Origin of the sequence: Actinokineospora enzanensis DSM 44649 (genome assembly GCF_000374445.1) — a bacterium.
GTDB classification, from domain to species: Bacteria; Actinomycetota; Actinomycetes; order Mycobacteriales; family Pseudonocardiaceae; genus Actinokineospora; species Actinokineospora enzanensis.
This window is the reverse complement of sequence record NZ_KB894459.1, coordinates 1-22990: the sequence shown is the minus strand read 5'-3', so window position 1 is coordinate 22990 and position 22990 is coordinate 1. Positions and strand designations below refer to the sequence as shown.

General features: G+C 64.3%; 35 protein-coding genes and 3 pseudogenes. 27 read left to right on the top strand and 11 right to left on the bottom strand.

The features are described 5' to 3' along the window. Positions 1-189: 189 nt before the first annotated feature. Together C503_RS45375 and C503_RS0135830 are read right to left on the bottom strand one after the other, a co-directional pair. On the bottom strand, positions 190-1401 hold the full coding sequence (locus C503_RS45375) for a tyrosine-type recombinase/integrase (RefSeq protein WP_084477496.1): 1212 nt from the start codon (positions 1399-1401) through the stop codon (positions 190-192). Then, positions 1346-1963 carry a hypothetical protein gene (locus tag C503_RS0135830; protein WP_018687036.1) on the bottom strand — a complete coding sequence of 206 codons (618 nt, stop codon included), beginning with the start codon at positions 1961-1963 and terminating at the stop codon, positions 1346-1348. The genes C503_RS45375 and C503_RS0135830 overlap by 56 nt, the downstream gene beginning before the upstream one ends. 119 nt (positions 1964-2082) lie before the next feature. Between C503_RS0135830 and C503_RS49025 the strand changes: the two genes are divergently transcribed. Both C503_RS49025 and C503_RS46520 read left to right on the top strand, forming a co-directional pair. Beyond that, on the top strand, positions 2083-2283 hold the full coding sequence (locus tag C503_RS49025; protein ID WP_084477495.1) for a helix-turn-helix domain-containing protein: 201 nt from the start codon (positions 2083-2085) through the stop codon (positions 2281-2283). A gap of 56 nt (positions 2284-2339) precedes the next feature. Beyond that, a complete protein-coding gene (locus tag C503_RS46520; RefSeq protein WP_156893753.1) occupies positions 2340-2780 on the top strand; it encodes a hypothetical protein in 441 nt (146 codons plus the stop codon). A gap of 53 nt (positions 2781-2833) precedes the next feature. Here C503_RS46520 and C503_RS0135820 read toward each other — a convergent pair whose 3' ends face one another. Together C503_RS0135820 and C503_RS47120 are read right to left on the bottom strand one after the other, a co-directional pair. Continuing rightward, a complete protein-coding gene (locus tag C503_RS0135820) occupies positions 2834-3016 on the bottom strand; it encodes a hypothetical protein (RefSeq protein WP_018687034.1) in 183 nt (60 codons plus the stop codon). A 49-nt stretch (positions 3017-3065) separates the two neighbouring features. Then, positions 3066-3887 carry a peptidoglycan-binding protein gene (locus tag C503_RS47120; protein ID WP_018687033.1) on the bottom strand — a complete coding sequence of 274 codons (822 nt, stop codon included), beginning with the start codon at positions 3885-3887 and terminating at the stop codon, positions 3066-3068. Between C503_RS47120 and C503_RS0135810 the strand changes: the two genes are divergently transcribed. The 22 genes and pseudogenes from C503_RS0135810 to C503_RS0135710 all read left to right on the top strand — a co-directional run bounded on the left by C503_RS0135810 (position 3876) and on the right by C503_RS0135710 (position 16231). Beyond that, positions 3876-4607 (top strand): P-loop NTPase family protein, encoded by a 732-nt coding sequence (locus C503_RS0135810; RefSeq protein ID WP_018687032.1) that lies wholly within the window; start codon positions 3876-3878, stop codon positions 4605-4607. The genes C503_RS47120 and C503_RS0135810 overlap by 12 nt on opposite strands. An 8-nt stretch (positions 4608-4615) precedes the next feature. Beyond that, positions 4616-4738 (top strand): hypothetical protein, encoded by a 123-nt coding sequence (locus C503_RS48700; RefSeq protein ID WP_018687031.1) that lies wholly within the window; start codon positions 4616-4618, stop codon positions 4736-4738. A gap of 2 nt (positions 4739-4740) precedes the next feature. Then, positions 4741-5121: a hypothetical protein gene (locus C503_RS0135800; protein ID WP_033401418.1), complete on the top strand. Its 381-nt coding sequence runs from the start codon at positions 4741-4743 to the stop codon at positions 5119-5121. After that, a complete protein-coding gene (locus C503_RS48695; protein ID WP_026317045.1) occupies positions 5118-5585 on the top strand; it encodes an endonuclease VII domain-containing protein in 468 nt (155 codons plus the stop codon). Before C503_RS0135800 ends, C503_RS48695 begins: the two co-directional genes overlap by 4 nt. A 7-nt stretch (positions 5586-5592) precedes the next feature. After that, positions 5593-5784: pseudogene (locus C503_RS49020) on the top strand (CHC2 zinc finger domain-containing protein); the annotation flags it as partial. Positions 5785-5809: 25 nt separating this feature from the next. After that, on the top strand, positions 5810-6475 hold the full coding sequence (locus C503_RS0135785; RefSeq protein WP_018687027.1) for a toprim domain-containing protein: 666 nt from the start codon (positions 5810-5812) through the stop codon (positions 6473-6475). An 8-nt stretch (positions 6476-6483) separates the two neighbouring features. Further along, on the top strand, positions 6484-6777 hold the full coding sequence (locus C503_RS0135780) for a hypothetical protein (protein WP_018687026.1): 294 nt from the start codon (positions 6484-6486) through the stop codon (positions 6775-6777). Then, on the top strand, positions 6774-7541 hold the full coding sequence (locus tag C503_RS0135775; RefSeq protein WP_018687025.1) for a metallophosphoesterase: 768 nt from the start codon (positions 6774-6776) through the stop codon (positions 7539-7541). The genes C503_RS0135780 and C503_RS0135775 overlap by 4 nt, the downstream gene beginning before the upstream one ends. Beyond that, the gene (locus C503_RS0135770; RefSeq protein WP_018687024.1) at positions 7538-8134 is read left to right on the top strand and encodes a hypothetical protein; all 597 of its coding nucleotides are present in this window, start codon (positions 7538-7540) and stop codon (positions 8132-8134) included. Before C503_RS0135775 ends, C503_RS0135770 begins: the two co-directional genes overlap by 4 nt. Positions 8135-8153: 19 nt before the next feature. After that, positions 8154-8663, top strand: coding sequence for a hypothetical protein (locus tag C503_RS42180; protein WP_018687023.1), 510 nt, complete (start codon positions 8154-8156; stop codon positions 8661-8663). A 159-nt stretch (positions 8664-8822) separates the two neighbouring features. Beyond that, positions 8823-9440: an FAD-dependent thymidylate synthase gene (thyX, locus tag C503_RS0135755; protein WP_018687022.1), complete on the top strand. Its 618-nt coding sequence runs from the start codon at positions 8823-8825 to the stop codon at positions 9438-9440. Next, on the top strand, positions 9433-9600 hold the full coding sequence (locus C503_RS46515; RefSeq protein ID WP_018687021.1) for a hypothetical protein: 168 nt from the start codon (positions 9433-9435) through the stop codon (positions 9598-9600). Before thyX ends, C503_RS46515 begins: the two co-directional genes overlap by 8 nt. Continuing rightward, positions 9600-9872, top strand: a complete 273-nt coding sequence (locus C503_RS42175; protein ID WP_018687020.1) for a helix-turn-helix domain-containing protein — start codon at positions 9600-9602, stop codon at positions 9870-9872. The genes C503_RS46515 and C503_RS42175 overlap by 1 nt, the downstream gene beginning before the upstream one ends. 61 nt (positions 9873-9933) lie before the next feature. Further along, entirely contained in the window at positions 9934-11718 is a 1785-nt protein-coding gene (locus tag C503_RS42170; RefSeq protein ID WP_018687019.1) for a DNA polymerase, read from the top strand. 45 nt (positions 11719-11763) lie between these two features. Next, positions 11764-12204: pseudogene (locus C503_RS49015) on the top strand (DNA cytosine methyltransferase); the annotation flags it as partial. A 258-nt stretch (positions 12205-12462) separates the two neighbouring features. Continuing rightward, a complete protein-coding gene (locus C503_RS48325) occupies positions 12463-12618 on the top strand; it encodes a hypothetical protein (RefSeq protein ID WP_245572673.1) in 156 nt (51 codons plus the stop codon). Continuing rightward, a complete protein-coding gene (locus C503_RS45350) occupies positions 12608-13501 on the top strand; it encodes an RNA ligase family protein (RefSeq protein WP_211222525.1) in 894 nt (297 codons plus the stop codon). Before C503_RS48325 ends, C503_RS45350 begins: the two co-directional genes overlap by 11 nt. Further along, the gene (locus C503_RS0135730) at positions 13498-13797 is read left to right on the top strand and encodes a hypothetical protein (RefSeq protein ID WP_018687017.1); all 300 of its coding nucleotides are present in this window, start codon (positions 13498-13500) and stop codon (positions 13795-13797) included. The genes C503_RS45350 and C503_RS0135730 overlap by 4 nt, the downstream gene beginning before the upstream one ends. Positions 13798-13860: 63 nt before the next feature. Continuing rightward, positions 13861-14031 (top strand): hypothetical protein, encoded by a 171-nt coding sequence (locus C503_RS47115; RefSeq protein WP_018687016.1) that lies wholly within the window; start codon positions 13861-13863, stop codon positions 14029-14031. A 6-nt stretch (positions 14032-14037) separates the two neighbouring features. After that, the gene (locus C503_RS0135720) at positions 14038-15108 is read left to right on the top strand and encodes an RNA ligase (RefSeq protein WP_018687015.1); all 1071 of its coding nucleotides are present in this window, start codon (positions 14038-14040) and stop codon (positions 15106-15108) included. Next, positions 15105-15329, top strand: coding sequence for a hypothetical protein (locus C503_RS0135715; RefSeq protein WP_018687014.1), 225 nt, complete (start codon positions 15105-15107; stop codon positions 15327-15329). The genes C503_RS0135720 and C503_RS0135715 overlap by 4 nt, the downstream gene beginning before the upstream one ends. Further along, positions 15326-16231, top strand: a complete 906-nt coding sequence (locus tag C503_RS0135710; protein ID WP_026317042.1) for a phosphatase domain-containing protein — start codon at positions 15326-15328, stop codon at positions 16229-16231. The genes C503_RS0135715 and C503_RS0135710 overlap by 4 nt, the downstream gene beginning before the upstream one ends. A gap of 111 nt (positions 16232-16342) precedes the next feature. Here C503_RS0135710 and C503_RS42160 read toward each other — a convergent pair whose 3' ends face one another. From C503_RS42160 to C503_RS0135680, 6 genes are all read right to left on the bottom strand, one after another. Beyond that, positions 16343-17107 (bottom strand): aminoglycoside phosphotransferase, encoded by a 765-nt coding sequence (locus C503_RS42160; RefSeq protein ID WP_156893751.1) that lies wholly within the window; start codon positions 17105-17107, stop codon positions 16343-16345. 145 nt (positions 17108-17252) lie between these two features. After that, positions 17253-17414: a multiple cyclophane-containing RiPP AmcA gene (amcA, locus tag C503_RS46510; RefSeq protein ID WP_018687011.1), complete on the bottom strand. Its 162-nt coding sequence runs from the start codon at positions 17412-17414 to the stop codon at positions 17253-17255. Between the two features lie 8 nt (positions 17415-17422). After that, positions 17423-18559, bottom strand: coding sequence for a cyclophane-forming radical SAM peptide maturase AmcB (amcB, locus tag C503_RS0135695; protein ID WP_063710879.1), 1137 nt, complete (start codon positions 18557-18559; stop codon positions 17423-17425). Between the two features lie 113 nt (positions 18560-18672). Beyond that, positions 18673-19104, bottom strand: a complete 432-nt coding sequence (locus C503_RS0135690) for a hypothetical protein (protein ID WP_018687009.1) — start codon at positions 19102-19104, stop codon at positions 18673-18675. Continuing rightward, on the bottom strand, positions 19101-19331 hold the full coding sequence (locus C503_RS0135685; RefSeq protein WP_156893750.1) for a hypothetical protein: 231 nt from the start codon (positions 19329-19331) through the stop codon (positions 19101-19103). Before C503_RS0135685 ends, C503_RS0135690 begins: the two co-directional genes overlap by 4 nt. Before the next feature lie 280 nt (positions 19332-19611). Next, the gene (locus C503_RS0135680) at positions 19612-20181 is read right to left on the bottom strand and encodes a hypothetical protein (RefSeq protein ID WP_018687007.1); all 570 of its coding nucleotides are present in this window, start codon (positions 20179-20181) and stop codon (positions 19612-19614) included. A 581-nt stretch (positions 20182-20762) separates the two neighbouring features. Here C503_RS0135680 and C503_RS45345 point away from each other — a divergent pair. The 3 genes and pseudogenes from C503_RS45345 to C503_RS0135670 all read left to right on the top strand — a co-directional run bounded on the left by C503_RS45345 (position 20763) and on the right by C503_RS0135670 (position 22543). Then, positions 20763-21619 (top strand): annotated as a pseudogene (locus tag C503_RS45345) (helix-turn-helix domain-containing protein). Beyond that, entirely contained in the window at positions 21619-21807 is a 189-nt protein-coding gene (locus C503_RS45340; protein WP_084477497.1) for a DUF397 domain-containing protein, read from the top strand. Before C503_RS45345 ends, C503_RS45340 begins: the two are co-directional and overlap by 1 nt. A 202-nt stretch (positions 21808-22009) precedes the next feature. Continuing rightward, positions 22010-22543, top strand: a complete 534-nt coding sequence (locus C503_RS0135670; protein ID WP_018687004.1) for a hypothetical protein — start codon at positions 22010-22012, stop codon at positions 22541-22543. Between the two features lie 353 nt (positions 22544-22896). On the opposite strand, the gene C503_RS45335 is transcribed toward C503_RS0135670, so the two are convergent. Then, the coding region (locus C503_RS45335; RefSeq protein WP_156893748.1) for a DUF933 domain-containing protein at positions 22897-22990 on the bottom strand (94 nt) is incomplete at its 5' end.

The following is a 22990-nucleotide window of genomic DNA, read 5'->3' as shown; positions in this document are numbered from 1 at the left end:
GGTGTGCCACAGCGGGTTCCCTCAGCCTACCTGCGTATTTGACCGCCCACGACCAGTCGCGATAAGAGCGGGCCAAATTCCAGCTAAACGTTGAAGCGGAACGTGCAGTTCACATGACAACATACCTCCTACCAGGGCGTACGGGCATCGGTGTTGGCTGGACCCAGCACCGATCCAGCACGGGGATACTCACGCGGCCGTCGCTGCTGGCTGCCCGAGTGCTAGCGCAGACTGCATGATCGCGAGGAACCGGTCCACGGCATCGGGGACCAGGTGCCCGTAGATGTCCGCGGTTGTCTTGAACGACTTGTGCCCAAGCCACCGCGACACCTCCAGGATTGGCAGGTTGTTGGCCAACGCGGTAGAGGCGAAGAAGTGACGTAGGTCATGCGGCGTGTACTTGTGGATGCCGGACGCGGTCACGAGCCCGCACGCCTTGAGGGCCTTGACCCAGTGGTAGCCGTAGGTCACCGCGGTGGGCATGACACCCTTGCCACGCTCCCTCGGCGCGAAGAACACCTCCAGCTCCTTGTCGCCGCTGACGAGCGGTGTCGTCCCGAAGTCCTCCAGATGCCAGTTGATCTCTTCCTGGATGAGCGGCACCATCGGGATGTCGCGGTAGTCGCCTTCCGCCCGGTGTTTCAACGGGACGAGCCTGGTCTTGCAGTCCTCCCGATTGGCTTTGGCACTGATCTGTTGCGAGATACGCATGAAGTTGCCGCGAGGACAGCTCATGTTGAACGCCAGAGCCTCACTGACCCGCAGGCCAGCACCACTCATGAGCCTCACAGTCAGCTTATAGTGATCCGCGATGGCATCGTAGATATCCTCTACCTCTTCAAGCGAAGGTATATCGTCCTCATTGACCGCGACTGCGACAGGCCGCGGAAGGCTGACACCTTCGCAGGGGTTAGTTCTAATGCGTTCCGCCCGGATCGCGGCGTTCAGCATTTTGTAAAGAATGTCGTACCGGTCGAGAATCGTGGAGGCCGCTAAACCCGCCTCTCGCATCCTAGCTGGCACGGTCTGCACGTGCTCCGTCCTAAGCCCGGACAGCGTGTAGTCGCCGATGTTGGGGATCACCCAGTTGCGAACGAACCCACTGTAGTTCGAGTAGGTCCCAGGGCCAATGTTCAGGTCCTTCAACCACTCGTTAGCCCACCAGGTAACGCTGACGGCCCCACGCCTGGGGTCTAGATAGATTCCTTCATTCTTTGCGTTCTCAACTTTGGCCGCGAAGGCGTTCGCCTCTTTGGCGCGCGGGAAAGACTTCTCGCGTTGTCGACCAGTGCGTCCACCCGGTTCACGGTACCGGACAGTCCACTCGTGGCCGCAGCGAGCCTTTTCACACGGGGGGTCCCATTCGTCTTTGCACCGCTGAAATACTTTCGCCAATCCCATCCCCTTGAAGCCCGACGGAGATGATCCTCTTGGCCTCGTCGGTCAATTGCCCCCCGGCTCGTCCCTTGACGGCTGTCAAGAGTCCGCGGTTCCGAGCCTCTTTTAGGTGCGACCTGATCGTGTCCGGCTGTCGCCGGACCACGTCTGAGAGGTGCCCCGTGACGGAGTCGACGCCAGCTTCAACGAAGGTGACGTACGCAGTTGCCAGCCAGGCCAGATACTCATCAGTGAGTCCGTCATTGACCAGCGGCCGGATGATCTTGCTGAGGTCATCCGCCGCGCTCGCGATCGTCCTGAGTCTGTCCACCTCGCTCGACGGAGCGCCGCGAAGGCGGCGCCAGGCGTCAGCAGCTTGACGAAAGTCAACCTGCCGAAGCACCGTCGAAGAGATGCCGCCCACGGCGTCCTCGGGCGCCGCAGTCGGGTCCACTCGGACCTCCATGTACCAGGGTCCACCCTGGTCGGTCCCCTTGGGCCAGCGGAGGCTGACCTGCCAGGGGCCTATGGTCTGGAGCACACCCAGCTCTTCAAGCCTGGGCAGCTCCGTCTCTCTGTCTCGCATGGACCCATCATGCATGACATACCCAGGGTTGGCAACCCCAGGGTTGACAACCTAGGGGCGGACCGTGTCTCCTGGTCCCGGGGCAGAGCCCCGGCAGCCATAGGAGGCAGACCGAACGAATGACAAAGTTGATGACCGTCGATGACGTTGCGGAACATCTGGGAATCACCCCAAAGACCGTCTATCAAAACTGGCGGATGTGGGAGATTCCGGCCTTTCGTATCGGAGGCGGCGAGAACGGCCCACTGCGGTTCAAGCGGAGCGATATCGAACTAGCCCTAACGCGGTGGACGATAGGGAGCGCAATGACGTCTAGATGATTGCAACCTAATGCGCGGGAGGCTGCCCGACTCTTGTTGGCAAGGCTGCTACGCTGATGCGCGGTACCGCCACTGGTCTCACAGGAGGAATGTTGACGCATCGAGTTGAGTGGGGAGTTCTTCTTGTAACCCTTGCGGGCGAACTCCGGCAGATCGCGGACAACGTGGAGGTAGCTGCAAACCGCGACAATGCCATTGGAGGGATACTTGCCCGGTTGGATGACGTGGTGGATTCGCTCTCGGGTGTACCTTCGCCGTTGGACGGCCAGCCGACGCTAGACCGAATGGACACCCGCATTCTGGCCTTGGCGGCCGGGATCAAGGCGAGTAGCGGCGAAGAAGACGAGGATGCCTTCTCGATCGAGTCCAGTGCGGCGTATGTCCGGGAAACCTGGCGGGGTTCGCAAGCGCCGAACAGTCTCGTGGAGGATCTGGACACGATGATCGCCAGCCTTCAAGCGATCCGTGATACTGCTGCCAAGTACGAGCAGCGGTAGAACACCCCTAAACGCAGAAGAGCCCCCTCCCGGTCAGGAGGGGGCTTTTCCTATTACAGCTCGTTCTCGGGCACCAGGTAGCTTGCCGCGAAAGACAGGAGCACGGTGACGGCTGCGGCAACATCGGCTGGGATCTCGACGCCGAGTGAGCCGGCGATCCAGACGAGGACGACGGTGATGGCGCCGACAGCGGCGCCGGCGCCTACCTTGCGGGTGGGGGCGTTGGATGTAGCCATATTCAGTTTTCCTTGACTGTGCTTGAGGTTACGCGTTTCAGTGGTGTGGTTAGAGGCCCATTGCCGCCCAGGTGCGGGGGCCGACGATGCCGTCCGCGGTCAGGCCCTTCATGGCCTGATAGCGCCTGACCTTGGCCTCGGTGGCGGCTCCGAACCGCCCGTCGACGGTTAGCCCGAGCCACCGTTGGAGGGTCTTGACGTGGTCGCCTGTCGATCCTCTTCGGATCGTCGGACGGCTCCCGCTCGAAGGCGGAGCTGGAGGAGTGCCGCCCCCAGGGCGGACAGGCCCAGTAGTACCCAGTCCAGTCGAGATCCGTGCCCACGTGGCGGGTCCCACGATCCCGTCCGGGGCGAGTCGCTGACCGGTCTGGTATCGGCGTACTGCGGCCTCGGTGACAGCACCGTAGATGCCGTCCGCAGGGGTGACGGCGAGGTAGCGCTGGACGAGGGCAACGTCGGGGCCTTGGCTGCCTCGCTGGAGGGTGGGGCGCCCGGTGGGGGCGGGGGTAGGAGTGTTACCGCCGCCCGCGAGGCGGGCCGCGACTGCGGCCACGCGGGGGTAGGCCGCGTCGATCTCGAAGTGCATCGGGTCGGGTCGGCTCCAGTCGCCGCCCCAGCGGACAACGTTGTCCACTTCTGCCAGGATTCGGCGGATCTCGGCGACCTGTGCGGGGGTGAAGGTGCCGGTTGCGCCGAGCGGATGACGTGTGGAGTTCACATCGACCGCGGTGGCTGACGCATGGTTGCTGGTCTCGGTGCTGCCCCGGATGGGGCGGTCGGCGTGGCCCCAGTCGTCCAGCTCTCCCCGGGTGCTGTTGAGGTCGATGTCCTCAACGCGCTTGTCGATCTGCTCCAGTACGTGGATCAGCACATCGCCCGCGGGGCCGTCCGCGACGGTGATGCGGACGGTGGTACCGGGGACCGTGCGGAGCGTGCGGGGTGGGTTGACGGGCCAGCCGTTCTGGCTAACGCTCACTATGCGGATAGCGATGCGTTCGAGCAGTTGAAGCGATCCGTCTCGATCCTCACCGGTTGGACACAGGAGAGATCGGCAAAGCTGATCCTGGAGGATCGCGTTGCCGACGTAAGCGACAAGCTCACCGGTCTGCCTATCCGGATCAACTACAACGCGTCTCCCACGCTCGATGTGATTGAGTCGCAACTTGAGGCATACCAGGAGGTCTACGGGGACTACCCGGACCTTGTGGTGATCGACAACGTCACGAACGTGAGGTTCGACCGGGCGAACGGTGACGACGATCCGTTCTCGGGCCTGGAGTCCTTGATGGACTATCTCCACAGCATGGCGCGGGAGACCGAAGCCTGCGTCATCGGCCTGCACCACGTGACCGGGCAGTTCAACGACTCCGCGAAGCCCATCCCGTTGTCCGGGGTCAAGGGGCAGATCACCCGAGTCCCGGAACTCGTGTTGACCCTGCACAAGAAGCCCGGCAACGACTACATACCCGACACGTTGTGCGTCTCGACGGTGAAGAACCGGGGCGGCAAAGCCGACCCGTCCGGCTCGACGTTCGTCGAACTGGATTTTGACGGCGAGACCATGACCATCCGCGATCGCGTTTTCGACTAGGAGCCTGAATGACGAACACGATTACCGAGGAGCCGGAGCCCGCGGAAGTGGAGTACGGCGGCTGCGATTGCTGTTGCTGTACGGGCGACTGCTGGCCGGACGACGAGCCCACCGGGTCGGACTGCGAGTGACCATGGACGCGCGCATCGCGGCGCACTGGGCGGACGCGCTCGACTCCGGCGTGTTCACCCAGGGCACAGGCCGCCTCAAGTACTCGCACGACGGCACCGTGTTCCACTGCGCGTGGGGAGTGCTCTGTGAGCTGGCAGTGCAGGACCGGGTCATTCCGCCGGCGGTCTACATCGACGCGTGGGAGTGCTTCGAGTTCGACCACTCGTCGGTCCAGCCGCCCAAGAGTGTCCTGGACTGGGCCGCGGTCGACTATGACGAGTTCGGAGTGCCGGAGGGGCCGGTGCTGTCGGAGCTGGTGGACCTCAACGACCGAGACCGCCGCACGTTCGCGGAGCTGGCGTCGGTGATCCGAGACCGGTTCGTCACGGCGGGCACGGGCTGACCGCCACGCCACGCAGGTGCAAGGACTGTCCGCCCGGTGCTCGTCGACGCCCGGCGCCCTATCCGGGCCCGCGGTGTGCCACTCATCAGCGGGAGCGCACACGGGCGACCCGCGAAGCGGCCAGGGAGCGGCACGTCCAACGGACCTATGGTCTGTCTCCCGCCGAGTACGACGCGTTGTACCGGGCGCAGGGCGGTACATGCTTCATCTGCCGACGCGCCCGCGGTACCGGCGCGAGACGACTGTCGGTCGACCACGACCACGGGTGTTGCCCCGGCCCGGTGAGCTGCGGCGGCTGCGTGCGGGGCCTGCTGTGCCGCTCGTGCAACCGGGATGTCCTGGGGCACCTGCGGGACGACGTTGACGCGCTGCTGCGTGCCGTCGACTACCTCACCGATCCACCCGCCGGTCGCGTCCTCACGTCGAACAATCGGGCCGAGGGCGCCGTCCGCACGACGATGTGAGTCCACTATGGACGCAGAGATCACACGCGTGATACACGCCTACTACCCGGAATGGGCGCCACCCCGCGACACCGGGCGCACCTGGATCAAGTGCCTGTGCCCGTTCCACGCGGAATCCAGACCGTCCGCGTCCGTGAGCTACGAGTTGGGCGCGTTCAACTGCCACGGCTGCGGAGTGAGGGGGACGCTGATCGGGGTCATCATGCGACAGGAGGCCATCGCCTATGGCGCGGCTGTCAGCCGTGCAACGGAAATACTTGGTGGACGCTACACGCCGGTATCACGCAAGCCTGCCGGGAAGCGCGGCAGAAGAGCATTTGGCGACGCGCGGGCTGACGGCCCCGAGCGTGGTCGAGAAGGTCGACCGCTTCCGCCTTGGCTACGTGGATGACCCGCTCCCCGGACACGAGCAGTACCGGGGAATGCTGGCCATTCCCTATCTTCGTCTGAGCCCTGGCCGTGAATGGTCGGTGGTCAGCCTGCGGTTCCGTTGTATCGACCCGGACTGTGGCCACGAGTATCACGGCAAGTACAACACGATCGCCGGAGATCGTCCGAGGCTGTACAACACGATCGAGATCATCCGCAACGATGACGTGATCGCGGTAGTCGAAGGCGAGATCGACGCTGTCACCTCGTCCATCTGCGGTGTTCCCGCGATCGGGGTTCCCGGCGCCGACGCATGGCGCCCGGTGTTTCGTGAAGCACTACTCGGGTTCGAGACCGTGTACATCATCGCCGAGGGCGACGAGGCCGGGCTGCGGTTCGCGAATACCGTCGCCGCGGACCTACCGAACGGACGAATCGTCCGCCTGGACGACGGGCACGACGTGAACTCGACCGTTGTCGACCAGGGCGCGAACGCTTACAAGAGAAGGATTGCGATCTGAGAACAGCTATGCCGGAACCTGATCCGATCAACCGGTTCGGGCTCTCCAGCGATGACCTCGCCCGCCTGGTCACCGACACGGTGAACCTGGCCAACAACCGGGTCATCGGGGTGGGCAACGCCCAGTATGCCCGTGGCGGCGAGCAGCGTTTCGAGCGCCTGACGATCGACGAGCTGTTCACCATGCTCGATGAGGAGCTGTTGGACGGGATCGTCTACCTCGTGATGCTGCGCCACCAGCTCAACGGCAAGCGGGCCATTCACAGCCAGTTGGCGCGCGCCATTGACGAGGCGATTGCTTGACCAAACGCTACGTCATCATCTCCGACACGCAGATGCCCTATGAAGATCCGCGCGCTCTCAAGGCGGTGCTGCGCTTCATCGGCGACTACCAGCCCGATGAGGTAGTCCAGATCGGCGACTTGATGGACTTTCCGCAACCGTCGCGGTGGTCGAAGGACACGGCGGCTGAGTTCCAGGGCTCGGTGTTCGAGGACGCCGACTACGCCAAGCGCCGGTTCTTCGCACCCTTGCGGGAGATCTACTCGGGGCCGGTCGGGGTGATCGAGGGCAATCACGATCTGCGGCCGAGAGCCTATCTGGCCAAGTACGCTCCCGCTCTCGCGGAGTCCGGTGCGTTCAACTTGGATGTGATGCTCGACTTCGACGGGTTCGGCATCACCCTGCTACCCGACTTCCATGCGTTCACGCCCGGCTGGGTCATGACGCACGGGCACCTGGGCGGGATCGGGCTCAGCGCGATCGCCGGAAACACCGCGCTCAACGCCGCCAAGAAGTTCGGCCACTCCGTGATCATGGGCCACACGCACAGGATGGGGATCGGCTCGCACACGGTCGGCTACGGCGGTGACACGTCAAGCACCGTCACCGGCATGGAAGTCGGGCATCTCATGGACATGAAACAGGCCGGTTACCTCAAGGGCGGCACCGGGAACTGGCAGATGGGCTTCGCGCTTGTCACCGTCACGGACAAGGTTGTCGAGCCGCACCTTGTCATGGCGCAGGGCAGGAAGTTCGCGGTCGAGGGGAACGTGTACCGGCTTTGACCATTCACACGACTCCGCTTGAGTCGATACTGGCGGATGTTCACCGGGTCGCGGCCGAGGTCGCCGCCGGATGGTCGGATCTGATCACCGCGGACGATCTCGCTCAGGACATGGCGGTCGTCCTGCTGGAACGCGACTACGTCGACCGCACCGCGGGCCTGGCTCGTGGTGCCCGGCGTCGGGCGCTGATCCGTATCGCCCGCCAGCTGGTGTCCTCACTGCGGGACGACTACGAGGTGTTCACCGGCAATTGGCACTACTGCTCGCAGGAGGTCCGCGAACTGCTCGGCGACGGCGTGCTGATCGAGCAGGCCGTGACGTTGAGCGCGGAGCGCTTGGACGTGTTCGACGGGCTGTTGTCGCTCAATGCCGTCAGCCCGCACTACGCCCGGATTATCGCGGAGGTCTACCTCTGCAACGAGCCGGCCGACTCGACCAACCGCCGCAAGGCGTTGCAACGCGCGGTCGACGCGCTGACTCGGCACATGAACCGGGTCTACCGCGAACGTCAGGCCGACTACGACGAGGGACCCGGCAGTCGTGAGGTCCTGAGCAACGACCAAGCGCAGTCCCAAACCAAGCACGATCTCTGACAAGGAGTTCCGCACCGGTATGACGTTCGATCCCTTCGCCGACACCGACGCCGACGAGGCTCAGACCGACTTGCCCTCCACCGGGCCGTGGGAGGAGCCCGCGGAGGTGCAGATCCCCTCTCCTAGGGCGCCGATGGACAACGGCCACAAGGTGAGAGTCACCCTCAAGGGCGGGTCGGGCTATGAGGACCCCTGGATCACCGTGGACGGCGCCGACGTGGCCGACGCCGCCGACCAGCTCTCCGACGGCCCGTCCGTGGACAAGCTGGTCAAGCTGACCAGCACCGTCGCCCGCCATTTCCACAAGACCTACGGCGCGGGCAAGCCCGCGACACAGGCCGGGGGCGCCCGCCAGGCGGGCAAACCGACCGGGGCCGACGAGGCACCAGGCGGTGAGAAGCGCTACTGCGAGCACGGCCAGATGAAGTTCATGTCCGGAGTCTCGAAGAGTTCCGGAAAGCCCTACAAGGGCTTCTTCTGCACAGCGGCTGACCGCGCCGAGCAATGCAAGCCCCAGTTCCTCAAGTAACCCCCAACGAGCAACAGCGGCAGACGGGGACGGCGCGAATGCCGTCCCCGCCGCGTTGAAGGGCAACACGTGTTGACTGTCGTACCCATCGCGTGGACGCGAATCGCTCCACTCGGAGTCCTGGAGGGCACCGACCACCGACCTCACCCTGACGGCAGCGTGAGCGACGCGGACGAGCTGGCGGAGATCGCCGACAGGACCCGCCACCTGTCGTGGCACGCCCCGGACCCCGCGACCACCGACAACATGGACTACCTGGACCACCTCATCGAACACGGCGACCACGGTGCGCTGGAACACGCGTCGATGACCGTCGCGGTGTCCGGGGCCTCCTGCGCGCTGCTGGCGGAGCTGGCTGGCCACCGAGCCTTGGCCTTCTCCGTGGCGTCCCAGCGCCACGTGGAGGCAGACCGGCTCGCCGTCGTCATGCCCCCTCTCGTGGACGAGCTGCCCGAGAACGACCAGGCGGAAGCGGAAGCCATCGTTCACGGGGAGGACCACTACGCCCGAGCCGCCTACAGGCGCCTGGTGGCCCTGTTCGAGACCCAGGGCCACGAGCCCGCCAGTGCACGGGAAGCGGCTCGTGCGGTGCTGCCGTCGAGCACCGAGGCGCCCATGATCGTGACCGGCAGCATTCGAGCCTGGCGTGAAGTGGCCGTGACCGCGGGCGCTGTCGGCGGCGAGGGGCAGAGGTTCGCCGCCGCAGTGCTCCACCATCTCCGAGCCATCGCACCCAACTCCGTGCAGGACATCCCCGACACCCGGTTCGGTGGCTGACGTGCCCTTGGTCATCGTGCTCGACGCGACCGGCTGGGTTACCTCATTCGAGGACGCGGAAATCGTCTTCGCCGAACAGGAACTCGTCATCCAAACCCCACGCTGCCGCGCGGTGTACGCGCCCGGCATGTGGGTCGCCTACCAGGAGACCACAGCCTGATGCCCGTCGTTGTCTTCTCCACCAACCAAGACCCGTTCACCGCAGTCCAACGGGAGCTGGACGAACTGCGGACCAAGTACCTGGAGCTGCTGCGTGCTCACGCTCGGCTCAAGAGCCAGACCGACAACCGCAAGAAGCTGACAATTGCCGAGGTGTCCCGCATCCGCCGTTTCGCGGCGGAGGGAAAGAGTCAGCGTTGGATTGCCGACCGGTTCGACATCAACCGGGCGACGGTCAGTCGCATCGTCCGAAACCTGTACCACGCGGCCTAAGCGAGGCTGATTGCGAGAACAAACCTATATCGTTCAGGGCGAACGCGTCATCGTCCGTACCGTGGAGAACGACCGGGACCTGCCCGCGTTCCGGGACTTCATCCGTGCCAACCTCAGATGCCTTGCTGTCGACTCCGAGACCACTGGGCTCGACACCTACACGCCGAGAAACCGATTACGACTGGTCCAGTTCGGCACGGAGACCGAAGCATGGGTACTTCCGGTCGAACTCGGCGGACTGATCACAGAGGACACTCGCCGCGCGCTTCTCGGCGTGGAGAAGCTGGTCATCCAGAACGCGTCCTTCGACCTCGGTGTGTTCGATCGACACCTGGGCATCCGGCAAGAACAGCTCTGGCCCAAGGTCATAGACACGCAGATCTTGGCCAAACTGGTCGACCCGCGATCACGCGATGCCGGGGGCATCGGCACCTCGCTCGAAGAGCTGACCGCACACTACATCAGCGAGGAGATCGCCGAACAGGTCAAGGGCCTGATGCGGCGCCTGGCCCTGGAGCAAAAGACCACCAAGTCCCGGATCTGGGGCCTGATCGACCTGTTCCACCCCGAGTACAACCTGTACGCGGGCATGGACGTCATCCTGGCGTCGCGTCTCGTCGGCGTGCTGGCGGCGCGGGTACCCGCCTCCGCCCGCCCGCTCGTGCCGTTCGAGCACCGCGTCGCGGAGGTCTGCTCGTACATGGAGCGGACCGGCCTGCTGCTCGACGTCGACTACACGATCAGCCTGTCCGCGCGGCTTCTGCGTGAGGAAGAGCGCCACACCGCGATCGCGGAGACGTTCGGATGCCAGAACGTGAACTCCACGGACCAGGTCGCCGACGTGCTGGAGTCACGCGGCGTCAAGATCCTGGGCCGCACCCCGAGCGGCAAGCGGCGAGTGGACAAGACACTACTCGATTCCTTGATCGACTCCGGGGACCCGTTCGCTATCGCGGTCAAGGAAGCAAAGCGCAGTCGCAAGTGGAGGACCACGTGGGTAGACCGATTCCTCACGGAGATGGACGACCAGAGCCGCTGCCACCCGTCGATCAACACCTTGCAAGCCCGCACCGGCCGCATGTCGATCACCGGAATCCCGGCCCAGACACTCCCCGCGGGCGACTGGATCATCCGGCGCGCGTTCCTCGCAGAGGAGGGCCACCGGATCGCCAGCGTGGACTACCAGGCGCAGGAGCTGCGGGTGCTCGCCGCGCTCTCCGGAGACCGGACGATGATCCGCGCGTTCGCCGATGGAGCGGACCTGCACATGATGACAGCGCAAGCAGCATTCGGTCCTGATGCGACGGACAAGCACCGGAAGATCGCGAAGACGGTGAATTTCGGCAGGGTCTACGGCGGTGGCGCGAAGACCGTGTCGACCCAAACCGGCATCGACATCGAGACCGCCCGGAAGGTGGTCGCGGCGTTCGACGCCCGGTACCCGGGTGTCGCGGCCTACTCCCGCAAGCTCGCCCGCCTCGCCGCCACCCACGGGTACATCGTCACCTCCACCGGACGACACCTTCCGGTCGACCCCAGCCGGTCCTATGCCGCGCTGAACTACCAAGTCCAGAGTTCCAGCAGAGACGTGACGTGCCGGGGGCTGATTCGCCTGCACGAGGGTGGTTTCACTCCCTATCTGCGGTTACCGATCCACGACGAGACCCTGTCCTCCCTCCCTGCCCGGAAGGCCGACTGGGGAGGTAGGCAGATCGCCGGGTTGATGGCCGAACGCATGGGACCCGTCCTGATCGACACCGATCCCGAGATCGGCGGGCGGTCCTGGGGATCTCTGTACATGCCCAACGAGGCCGAGGACTGGGATCTCTACGATCTGGCCGCCTGAAAGGAACACAGCACGCTCGACGTACTTACCGCCGGTTCCCTCTGCACAGGGTACGGCGGACTTGATCTAGCGATCACCGAGGTATTCCGCGCCGAACTGCGCTGGTGCGCCGACAACGCCGAGGAAGCGCGGCGCGTCATGGCGCATCACCACCCGGACCTCCCCAACCTCGGGGACATCACCGCACTCGACTGGCAACGGGTTCCCTCGGTCAGCTTGTTGACCGCGGGTTACCCCTGCCAGCCGTTCAGCCTTGCGGGCCAACGAAGAGGAGAGCACGACGAGCGGCACTTGTGGCCCTACATCGCCGAGGGCATTCGCGTTCTACGACCCGCGGTCGTCGTCCTGGAGAACGTCCCCGGACACCGGAGCAGAGGGCTCTCGACCGTGCTCGGCGATTTGGCCTCGCTGGGGTATCGCTCAGCATGGGGCAGCGTACGAGCTGCCGATGTTGGAGCCCCCCACGCACGCGAACGTCTGTGTGTCGTTGCTGCCGACCCCCGACACGGGCACCTCACCCCGTGGACACGGCCAGCGGGGCGGGCGCTGGGGCAACGGCAGACAGAGCGGCAAGAGCCTGCGGGCCTTAGTGAAGCACCTGCACGAGCTGAACAGGTCGACTGGATCGAGTTTGCGTCCGCGGTCGAGCACTGGGCCAACGTCCTAGGCCGACCAGCCCCCGTCCCGTGGACCGTCACGGGGCGGGGCTCGATCTACCCGAGCCCCGAGGTCGGGGAATGGCTCATGGGCCTGCCCGAGGGGCACATCAGCTCGGTCCCGGGGCTCTCGATCCAGGACCAACACCACCTGATCGGCAACGGCGTCGTCCCGCCGCAACTCGCGCACGCGATCCGCGCGCTCGTCGCCGTACTCGACTCCCACTTGGAGAATGTTGACTGACCCCATCGAGTTCCGGCCCTGGCCCAAGACTCCGCGCCTGCGTCGGCAAGCGTGGATCACCGAGAAGATCGACGGCACGAACGCGTGCGTGATCATCCGCCGATACGCGTTCGGAACCCATGTGGACGGTGTTCCACGGTTCGCCAGCCTGGTGACCGGCCCTGTTGATCCGGAGTCGGGGGTCCCGCAGTCGGAATACCTGATCGCGACGCAGTCGCGGCGGCGACTGCTCACCCCGTCCGACGACAATTTCGGGTTCGCCCGATGGGCACACGAACACGCCGATGACCTCGTTTCCACGCTCGGCGAGGGCTACCACTATGGAGAGTGGTGGGGCCGGGGAATCCAACGCGGGTACGACCTTCCCGGCAAGCGGTTCTCGCTCTTCAACACTCGCCGCTGGTGGTGGAACTTCCCGGAGGACAACCCTCTCGGCGACCAGCTCGGTGTGGTGCCGGTCCTGGCGATCGGCGACTTCTCCACCTCCGCGGTCGACGGGGCGCTAACCCAGCTCCGAGAGACCGGTTCGGCCGCCGCACCCGGGTTCATGGACCCGGAAGGCATCTGCATCTACCACGAACAGGCGGGTCAGGTCTACAAAGCACTGCTCGACCGCGACCACCTCAGCAAGACGGAAGCCGGTCGGGCGGGAGGTTGCGAAGGGGGAGGCGACGCCTCCCGCACCGATCACACCAGAACAGGGCGAAACGGTCACGTTCGTCCTGTGTGGAATCGAGGAGACCATGAGACGTCAGGAACGTTTCCCGGACAACGTCTTTTGCGATGCAGATCGGTTGAAGCTCTGGGCCGCCGTCGTGACGGCGGCACTCGTCGTCGTCACGTTCACGGCCGCGTACCTCACAGCATGAAAGGCAACGCTTGAAGAAGAAGCTGGCCATCGCCGCGCTCATCGCGGCATCCGCGCTCGGACTCGCAGCGTGCGTGAAGCAGGTCGACGCTCGTGCAACGAACGCGCAACCCGTTGGTGGAGTGGGGAATCTGTCCCGCTTCTGCGACGGACCGGTCTTGATCTACTACTCCGACTGGGACGCCTCGGACGACCAGTACGAGTGGTTCTGGCCAGGCGGCTGCGAATACACCGAGGGTCGCTGGCGCTTCGTGAACACCGTCCCGACCGGCGCGCCGATCCCCAACGGCGACAGCACCGACGACAACTAGAGCTCCCCGTCAGGGTACGGAGCGATCTTTGTCCGTTATGGACAATCGACCGAATGGAACAGTATGTCCAGCCCCAACAATGACAGCCTCGGATTCCTCTGTGGCCTGACCGCGGTCTTCGTCGTCCTCAAGGTCACCGGAAACCTCGCCTGGTCATGGACCTGGGTCACGTCACCGCTCTGGATCGTGCTCGCCTTCGGCATCGGCTACGCCATCGCCACTCACCGAGATTGAGGCTTGTTGCACCTGCACGACCTGTTCTCACAAGATGACCTGGACTGGCATCTCAGCAACGGATACGTGCGGTTCCAGCTCCACCCGGACCAGCCGTACCTCATCCTCAACTACACCGAGAAGACCCAAGCCACCCGGCACTGGACCCCCGTGACCCGCGCCTGTCGCGGCCTCATCATCCACGACCTGTCGCAGGAGATCGTCGCCAGACCGCTCGCCAAGTTCTTCAACTATGGCGAGGAGAAGGGCGGGAAGGGCCTCTACGACCCGTCCGCGTCCGTGGTCGTGTCCGACAAGATGGACGGCTCACTCGGCATCCTCTACCCCAACCTCCCTCACATCGGCGGTCACTCGATCGCCACCAGGGGAAGCTTCACCAGCGTCCAAGCCGAACACGCCACCCAGATCTGGAACGAGCGGTACGCAAACCGCTTCACGCCGCCCGCAGGCATCACGATGCTGTTCGAGATCATCTACCCGGACAACCGCATCGTGGTCGACTACAACGGCCTGGACGACCTGGTCTTCCTGGGCTACGTCGACAACGACACTGGGCTGACGTTCGGCCCGCACAGCCTCCCCGGATGGCCGGGCCTGCGGGCGAAGGTCTTCGAGTTCGCCACGCTCCGAGACGCCTTGGACATGCCCCCACGCCCCAACTCCGAGGGCCTGGTGGTCCATTTCGTCAACACCGACCGGCGAATCAAGCTCAAGCAGGACGACTACACCCGTCTACACAGGATCGTCACCGGGCTAAACGAACGATCCGTGTGGGAGACGTTGAGCGCGAGCGGCAACGTCGACGACCTCATGGAGACGCTGCCGGACGAGTTCCACACCTGGGTCCACGAAGTGGCAGGGAACCTGTACGCAAGTTTCAACGAACTGGACCAGCAGGTCCGGACCCGGTGGGCGGACCTCGACCACCGCGGTCTGGTCGACGGGGATCGACGCGAATACGCCCTCGCCATTACCGACGAGTCCCCGCTGCTGCGGGCCTGCCTGTTCGCACGTCTCGACTGGCGGCCATACGAACACCTCATCTGGAAGCACATCAAGCCGCGGGCTACCCGATGACCCAGGAACCCTCTGGCGATCTCGCCGTCGCCCGCGACGGAGACCAGCTCGTGGTGGTCTCCAACGGCGGCACAACACGCGTGGAACTCGACAACCCCGACGCGGTCCGAGCGCTCGGACCGCGGGCGCGCTCGGCGTTGCGGGCCTTCCTCGTGCACGCACAGCTCCCGCTGAACGAACCGCCCCCTCCCCTTCCCCGCGCACCCGAGGACACCGCCTGAACAGCCCCACCCTGTACATCCTGAGAGGTCTGCCCGGATCGGGAAAGACCACCACCGCACAGGAACTACAGCGCACCCACGGCGCATCCATCACGGGCCGAGACCACATCCGCACGATGCTGTTCGGCCTGGAGAGCTACACGCCCGACGCCACGAGCGAAGCGCTCGTGACCCGGGTGCAGACGGCGATGATCCAGGACTGCCTCCTCGCGGACCGCAGTGTCGTCGTGGACGACATGAACCTTCGATCCCGCTACGTCCGGCGCCTGCTCGACATGGCCGTGACCCTCGACAAGCCCTATCAGGTCATCGACCTCACCCACGTCCCGGTGGACCTCTGCGTCGAGCGTGACGCTCAACGACTCGGCGGAGTCGGGCAGAAGGTGATCGAGGGCCTGCACACGAGGTTCCTCCGCGGGCGTCCGAGCCCGCTTCCCGTACCGGAACCCAAGGCTACAGCGACGTTGCGGCCGTACGAACCGGACCCGTGGAACCCCCAAGCGCTGGTCGTCGACATCGACGGCACCGTGGCGGAGATGGTCGAACGCGGCCCGTTCGAGTACGACAAGGTTCTCACCGACCGCCCCAAGCCTTCGATCGTCGCCCTCGTACAGGCCGCTCAGCGCAGCGGACACCAGATCGTGTTCGTCAGCGGCCGGAAGGACACCTGCGAAGAGGACACCCGAACTTGGCTTGACCAGTACGTCACCACCGAGTACGAGCTGCACATGCGCGGCGCCGACGACAACCGCGACGACGCCATCGTCAAGGCCACCATTTTCGGCCAAGTCATCCGCGACCGGTGGAACGTCACCGCGGTCTTGGACGACCGCGACCGCGTCGTGGGAATGTGGAGAGCGATAGGGCTCACTTGCCTTCAAGTGGCGCCGGGTGACTTCTAGCAGAAGCTACAAAGAGGCCCCATCCACTGGATGGGGCCTCTTTGTGTTTCTAGCGCAGAGCGGGACCACTCGCGGGGATTGCCACTGCGTTGGGGCTTACTCCCCGCGCGACTACAGCTTGCTCAGCAGGCTTTCGCCTAGTGGTCGCAGTGACGGTTCCAGTGCGTCGGCGTCGCTGCCGCTCCCGATGTGGGCCAGGTAACGCACGACTGCGAACAGCAGCGCGAAGTGCCCGGTGGGAGTGTCGAGAACATCGGCGAAGGTGTGTTGGACACGCTCTGCGATGTTGGGGATGAGGAGGCTGTTGCAGTACAGGGTCGCGGCGTCGTAGCCCGCTGGGGCTCGTCGCCACGACTCCCAGTCCAAGATGGAAAGCTCCGGCCCGACCAGATTTCCCCAATGCAGGTCCGCGTGGGAGGTGACCCACACCAGGTCTCCGAACTGCTCGGGGTCGAGTTGGCGATCAAAGTGCTGGGCGACCCCACGGGCAACAAATCCGATGGAGTCGACCGGGTCGTCCTGCGGTACCGGGTGAGCGGCCAAGGCCGCAAGCCCGTTCCGCAGGTCGGACCACCACGTGTCCGGCAGCTCGGGGTCGGTGAAGAGCACGGCGTCCGGAGAGACCGACCGACCCGGCGCCAAGGTCATGACCTCGGCCCGGACACGGCGGCCTTTGAGGTAGTCCTCGTGGTTCTCCCAGTCCTTCCAGCGCAGGACACGCGGTTTGGGCACACCCGTGATGGCGTTCGCCTCCACGTTGCCCTCCCACCGGCAGGCAGGCTGGTAGTCCAAGTCCTCCACGACGACACGCAGCCACACGTCTGCGTCCCCATCGCTGGCCACGGTTCCCGCCGAACGCATGTCGTAGGTGTTCACCACGTCACCGTTCGAGGGCTCGACACCAACCAGTCGAGACCCGACTGCGAGTTGTTCCGACAGCCACATCCGCCGCTCTTCAACGGCCTGCTCTACCTCTTCGTCGGTCAACGCCGATCAACCTTCCACCTTGGTCCGCGGCGGTCTACTTCTTGAAGAACACGCCGTCCTTGTGGTGAGTACCGCCCGAGCGGCCCCACTCTGCCATCCGCACCCCGGTGTCGTTGGTCGGCACCTGGTGCCGGGCGATCAACCGCGCCAGGGCGGGCGGCTTGGGCCTGCTAACCAGCTCGTCAAGAACGGTCATAGCTATACCTATCCCTCTCGTAGTAACTCGGCAAGCGCCAGTGCGGGCGCTTGGAACGCCACCTGACAGTGGCTCGTCTCTGTGGCCGCGAAGGAGCCGTGCTCGAAGTAGCGGTCTCCCGCATGGGCGCCCTGGCAGTAGTTCCAGAACTGGCAGGACTGCTTGCAGGCGTTCAGTCCGTCAAGGAACTCCCGTACGTAGGGGACCGTCGTCACGTCTGCCAGCAGCGCTGACAGCGGGGTGTCGACCACGTTGCCCACGACGAAGTCGTTGTGCCGCGCGTCGTGAACACCGAGAAGTTCGGGCGACAACAGCACAACCTTGCCATCCCAACTGATCGTCGGAATCAAGTCATGCCGACCATCAACCGTACGCAGGTCCGCGTCGTACGACAGGAACTTCGCCAGGCTGTCAACGTCTCGGATCGTGACTTCCGGGTGCTCTGCGGCCCACTCGAACGCGTCCCGCCAGAATCTCTGTGCCTGGTCGATCTCCGGCGTGATCCCGTTGACGTTGGCCGCTTCTTTCGCCTCGATGTTGAGCCCGACCCAGTGGCAGCCGAGTTCGGCGAAGAAGTCCAGCGTCTCAACCGCCCGGGTCGTTCCCTCGATCGTGACGACCGCGAGCGTGGTGAACGGCAGGCCGTGTTCTTTCAGCTTCTCGATGCCCTTGACGGCGCGATCGAACGTCGGTCGACCGCCACGGTCGACCCGGTTGCGATTCGTATGCTCCGGGCCGTCGATGCTGACACCGACGTCGATCTCGTAGCGTTTGAACAGGTCACACCACGCGTCGGTGATGAGGATGGCGCCGGTCTGGACCCGCTGGACGATCTTGCCCGCCGCTCGCAGCGGCTCGAACGGCTGTAGCAACTCCTCGAACTTATCGACCCCGACCGCCAGCGGCTCCCCGCCGTGCCACACGACCTCGACCGGCTTGCCCGTGAACCAGTAGTCGGCCATGCCCTGGACGATCGCCTCCGCCGTGGATGCGGACATATCCTTCTTGCGGTGCCGGTTCGGCAGGTAGCAGTACCCGCAGTCCATCGGACAGAAGGTCGTCGGCTGGATAATTACGGTGTTAGGACTTGGGGTCAACCAAGTCTTTGCCAATTGCCGATATCGGGTTGTTTCCCCGGTCTCCATCGGGAGCGCACCTTCCCTGATTTCAACTTCATGCCTACCTCAACGAAACTCTATCTGACCTTACGTCAGATCCTCCACCAAGCAGGAACGGCCCCCAATTCGATCAACGGACATCACTGCTCATCTTCTCGAACCGTAGCGCCTGCGTACGACCGGCCACAAGGGCCGAATAGCACGCACTCCGACATATCGCCGCGAGGGTAGTACCGTGCACGGCCTTCGTACTCACTGAGACAAGCGGGAAAGTAATTCGGTACCGCCAGGCCGATCACCTCAACGCGCCTGTGCGCTTCGCAGCCAAGCTCGACTCCTGGCAGTTTCAAGCTTGCCAGAAGCGCGCCGTCCATGAAGTTGACCGTCGCGTCCAGCGTCTCGATTCCGTGCTCGGAAAGCCACAGGCGCAGCTCTGTACCAACCCCTCCGAAGGTGTGGCTGTACAAAAACGACACACTTTGTATGTCGGAGTCGTACAGTATCCATCCGCGCCGTTCCCAGGACAACACGAGCGAGCTGGCGCGCTCAACGAAGCTCACGGTCTCGCTCAACTCTGCGCGATGTCGGGGTCATCCCGCTTTATAGAGCCGCCCTTCTGGAGGTCGACAAAAGCGGCTCGTGCATCGCGAATCAGACGCTCCAGGGCGTCCAACCCCTCCTTATCCGCGCAAACAATCACTTGATGCGGCTCTTGATCGAACGCGAGCTTCGCGTACTCGTGATCGAGTTCGTACGCCATGTGCGTGTTTGCCGGGATGGTTACGTAGACCTCGATCAAAGCGTGGCCACCCTTGAAAAACATCAACGCTTCCTCGATGAGCAGTACGAATGAAATTTGGGGCGGCTCGTCGGATCGCCGACTGGGGGTTTTCAGACGACCCGACGAGCCGCGCGGCGCCTACCCGGGCTCCGGTTGGGTAGTGCCGAGGAAGGGATAGCCAGTCGCCGATGCCAGCCCAGACACAAGGTGTCCGGCCCTGGGGGTGGGTAGCGGCACCGTGACAGCACAGGCGGGGCGCTGCTTGACGACTGGCGACCCAATCCGCCCGGAGGTTCCCCTACTCCTGACGGATTGTCTCCGACGACCCGCGCTGCTCTTGGCCGCGGTTCGCATAGTATTCCTCGATGTCAATCATCATCTTGGCTGGCAAGCGGGGCATCCAGCGGATCGGTGGTGGGGCCACCTGCGGATCGCCGAAGTAGATTCTCGCCGATCGTCCTAGCGTGAACCTCGCATTCTCAGGAAAGAGGTTGGTCGGCTCTTCAAGTTCGCGTGGCTCCGGCTGGTCCAAGATGTAACGGAGCGCCCAGTTGCTGTCTGTGTCCACGGCGTATAGCCATACGACCTCATCCGGCGCAAGAGAGTCCGCCTCGCCACGATCCGGACGCCGTCTAACGACGCGGTAACACAGAGCACTCTCGGGGCCGTATAAGAGGACGACGTCCGAGCTGCCAACGGCCCAGCGACGTTCGATGGCCACGGCCTCCAGGTGGCTCCATGCTTTGCCCGGCAGGTAGAAGACTGCTCGCGTCCGCCAAAGTACCGAAAGGAGGTAGTCCCGCTCTTCGTCTTTCGACCTGCCGTCCAGGTATGGCGGGTCAAGCTCTACCGGCAGCGACATGGTCACAGGTCCCGATCCTGAGGACGGTGGGAACGAAACCCTGCCCAGATCACCCCGACGACCAGCGCAGCCGTCCCAACGATGGCGATGCCCGCCCAGATCATGGCCGGGCGTCCGTCCCGCTGATCGGCAAACCGCAGATGTATCCGGTCAGCTCGTTCGCGGTCTCCATGGGGATCCTCCGCCTGCGCCGCCACCGCGGCGCCGAGTGCTGGACGAGGTCGAGACGCGCTCGGGGCTGCGGCTCCGGCGGGCTCGGGTCCTGCGGAGTAGGCGGGTAAACGTGAGTTTGCGGAGGTGCGCCGGAACACCCCTTCCGTGGGAACCGACGTGGCTGTAGCGCCATGAGTGGGCCTCTCTGTTGTGCAGGGTGGTGCCCGGCAGGGCAAGGGGCGAGGCTGCCGCCCTGCCCTGCCGGTGGCTCTGTAGGCCAGCGGGGCGGATGGGATCTGCATCGGAGGAGATGAGCCGGTGCAGAGCCGCCCCGCCAGCAGTTGCTACCGTAGCCTTTGAGAATCTCAAATGAGAAGTGCAAACGGGTGAATGTTGGGTCGTCGCGCGCTACAGAGGGTGGTTAGGGTGATCCCATGCCGGTAGGAACGACGCGAGGCAAGCGCAGGCTGGGGAAGTACATCCTGCCGATCTTCAAGCGCTCCGGGCTCACCTTTGACCAGGTGGCCGAGCAGGCGAGGTGCTCGGCCCACACGGTGCGGCGCCTGATCGCTGGGGACAACCTGCCGCGGTGGAACAGCTTCGTGACGATCTTGGAAGTCATCGGGGCTACGGCCGAGGAGCGGGAGACCGCGCAAGCCCTGCACGCCGTTGCCGACACGTCAGCCGTGACCATCGCGCGAGCCGATGATCTTCCACATACGTACAAGCGTCTGCGCCTGGACGAAGGCGAAGCCTCTCGCGTCCGGACCTTGGATCGAATCGTGGTGCCGGGCCTCCTACAGCACGAGCGGTACGCCCGCGCAAACGCAGAGCTGTACGCGCCACTGAGTCAGGGCGCCTGGGATGCCGATGCAGAGGCGGCCGAGCGTCAAGAACGGCAAGCGCTACTGAGCCGAACCCCAATACGCTGGTGCTTCACGCGTTGCTTGATGAATCCTTGCTCTACCGGGAAATGGGCCGTCCGGAGGCCCTCACGGACCAACTCGACCATCTGATGATGATGGCTCTGTTGCCGAACGTCACAATCCAGGTAATTCCTTTCGATTGCGGGCGCGGCGGCCCAACCGGGCCGATCGTGCTGTTGGAGTTTCCTGACGATGATGAGTCCTCCGCAGCCTACCTGGAGTACATCACCGGTCTGGTTGTGGTGGAGGACGAGGACGAGATCTTCGCTCTGTCTGTCGTGTGGGACGACGTTGCGAGCAGAGCGTTGTCGGCCGATGACTCGGTCCGACTCATCCAGGAGAGAAGGAACGCGAGAACCACGTGATGAGCACACGTACTTGGATCAAGAGTAGCAAAAGTCAAAATAGTTCCGGCTGCGTGGCGCTATGGATCAAGCCTGACTCGACAGGCGTGCGTGACAGCAAGAACCCCGCCGCTGGGGAGTTGAGATTCTCACCGACGGTGTTCGCGACGTTCTTGCGTGAGGTGAAGGAGAGCAACAGCTCCGCCTGAGCCTTCGCCGCATGAAGACGAGTCAGAGTCCTGGGACCCGGGGCTCTACTCCATTCTGGCGGGATGTCACCCGACCGAGCGATAGACCCGCCCACGCGAAGCGCGTGATACTAGATCACGGCACAGCTATGCCCAAATCCAAGTAATCTTTCCGGTCGTCACACACCGAAGGTCCTCGTCAGCGCGACGGGGGCCTTTTTGCATGTTCAGGTTCTACAGGAAGGACAGGTGCGTGTTGCTACACGAACGGGTCACTTGGGCGGTGGCCGAGATCATCAAGCAAGTGACGCCTCTGCGTAACGCGCTAGACCCGACCATCTCCAGCACCGAGGCGCCCACGTACTTGGTAGAGGGCATCGTGGCAGAGGTGCTCGAAGACCTTGAGGCCGCAGACAGTGACCCCTCGACCGTTGAGGTCGCGGAGATTCTCGGCTTTAACGAGCCCACGTACTTCGAGTTCCGCGACTTGTCGGCGTTGACCGCTGCCGCCGTCAAGGCCGCGGCCATGAGGTCTCGGGACTCGGTCGAAGAAGCGTACTTCCTGGGCGTGGCGCGTCGCGCGGTGACGAAGCTCCTCACGTGGCCCGCAGCCACCGTGGAAGAGGTCAGCCACCTCACTGGACTCCCTGCCAGCCTGATCGCCAAGCTTGCCCGCAGGCGTGGAAGCGCTCGTGGAGGGCGCAAGATCCCGACCATTCCGGGGTACCTGGTACGCCGCTTGCAGCGGTACACCTGAGCAGGTTCGGGTGTGCGGTCCCGCACGGCTCCCGCGCAGCCCTGCGGTTGCCGTACTATCAAGCCAACTCTCTGTACGCCGAATGTAGGCCAGTGTTGCACGCACGTTCCCCAGCAGCCTCGTCCCGCTGGAAGCCGGGCCGCGTGCGACAGCGAGAGCCGCCGGGAAGGCAATCGCGCGACTATCCACAGTGGAATAGAGCTAGCGGTCCGACCCAGCACCAACCCAGCACGGGACCGAGAAACAGCGGGAACCCCCCACCACGACCGGGATACGTGATGGGGGGTCCAACGCGTTCTACCTGCGAGTTTGACAGAGATGACCAGCGATGATACGTCAGCGCCTCTCAGGCGCTAAACGTTGAAACGAAACTCGACTACGTCCCCATCAACCATGACGTAGTCCTTACCCTCCATGCGAACCTTCCCAGCCGCCCGAGCCGCAGTC

Excerpts from the sequence above, each read along its gene's own strand:
- C503_RS45375 (WP_084477496.1), bottom strand. The coding sequence starts at position 1,401 with ATGGGATTGGCGAAAGTATTTCAGCGGTGCAAAGACGAATGGGACCCC.
- C503_RS0135830 (WP_018687036.1), bottom strand. The coding sequence starts at position 1,963 with ATGCGAGACAGAGAGACGGAGCTGCCCAGGCTTGAAGAGCTGGGTGTG.
- C503_RS49025 (WP_084477495.1), top strand. The coding sequence starts at position 2,083 with ATGACAAAGTTGATGACCGTCGATGACGTTGCGGAACATCTGGGAATC.
- C503_RS46520 (WP_156893753.1), top strand. The coding sequence starts at position 2,340 with ATGCGCGGTACCGCCACTGGTCTCACAGGAGGAATGTTGACGCATCGA.
- C503_RS0135820 (WP_018687034.1), bottom strand. The coding sequence starts at position 3,016 with ATGGCTACATCCAACGCCCCCACCCGCAAGGTAGGCGCCGGCGCCGCT.
- C503_RS48700 (WP_018687031.1), top strand. The coding sequence starts at position 4,616 with ATGACGAACACGATTACCGAGGAGCCGGAGCCCGCGGAAGTGGAGTAC.
- C503_RS0135800 (WP_033401418.1), top strand. The coding sequence starts at position 4,741 with ATGGACGCGCGCATCGCGGCGCACTGGGCGGACGCGCTCGACTCCGGC.
- C503_RS0135785 (WP_018687027.1), top strand. The coding sequence starts at position 5,810 with ATGGCGCGGCTGTCAGCCGTGCAACGGAAATACTTGGTGGACGCTACA.
- C503_RS0135780 (WP_018687026.1), top strand. The coding sequence starts at position 6,484 with ATGCCGGAACCTGATCCGATCAACCGGTTCGGGCTCTCCAGCGATGAC.
- C503_RS42180 (WP_018687023.1), top strand. The coding sequence starts at position 8,154 with ATGACGTTCGATCCCTTCGCCGACACCGACGCCGACGAGGCTCAGACC.
- C503_RS42175 (WP_018687020.1), top strand. The coding sequence starts at position 9,600 with ATGCCCGTCGTTGTCTTCTCCACCAACCAAGACCCGTTCACCGCAGTC.
- C503_RS48325 (WP_245572673.1), top strand. The coding sequence starts at position 12,463 with ATGGGCCTGCCCGAGGGGCACATCAGCTCGGTCCCGGGGCTCTCGATC.
- C503_RS45350 (WP_211222525.1), top strand. The coding sequence starts at position 12,608 with ATGTTGACTGACCCCATCGAGTTCCGGCCCTGGCCCAAGACTCCGCGC.
- C503_RS47115 (WP_018687016.1), top strand. The coding sequence starts at position 13,861 with ATGTCCAGCCCCAACAATGACAGCCTCGGATTCCTCTGTGGCCTGACC.
- C503_RS0135715 (WP_018687014.1), top strand. The coding sequence starts at position 15,105 with ATGACCCAGGAACCCTCTGGCGATCTCGCCGTCGCCCGCGACGGAGAC.
- amcA (WP_018687011.1), bottom strand. The coding sequence starts at position 17,414 with ATGACCGTTCTTGACGAGCTGGTTAGCAGGCCCAAGCCGCCCGCCCTG.
- amcB (WP_063710879.1), bottom strand. The coding sequence starts at position 18,559 with ATGGAGACCGGGGAAACAACCCGATATCGGCAATTGGCAAAGACTTGG.
- C503_RS45340 (WP_084477497.1), top strand. The coding sequence starts at position 21,619 with ATGAGCACACGTACTTGGATCAAGAGTAGCAAAAGTCAAAATAGTTCC.
- C503_RS0135670 (WP_018687004.1), top strand. The coding sequence starts at position 22,010 with ATGTTCAGGTTCTACAGGAAGGACAGGTGCGTGTTGCTACACGAACGG.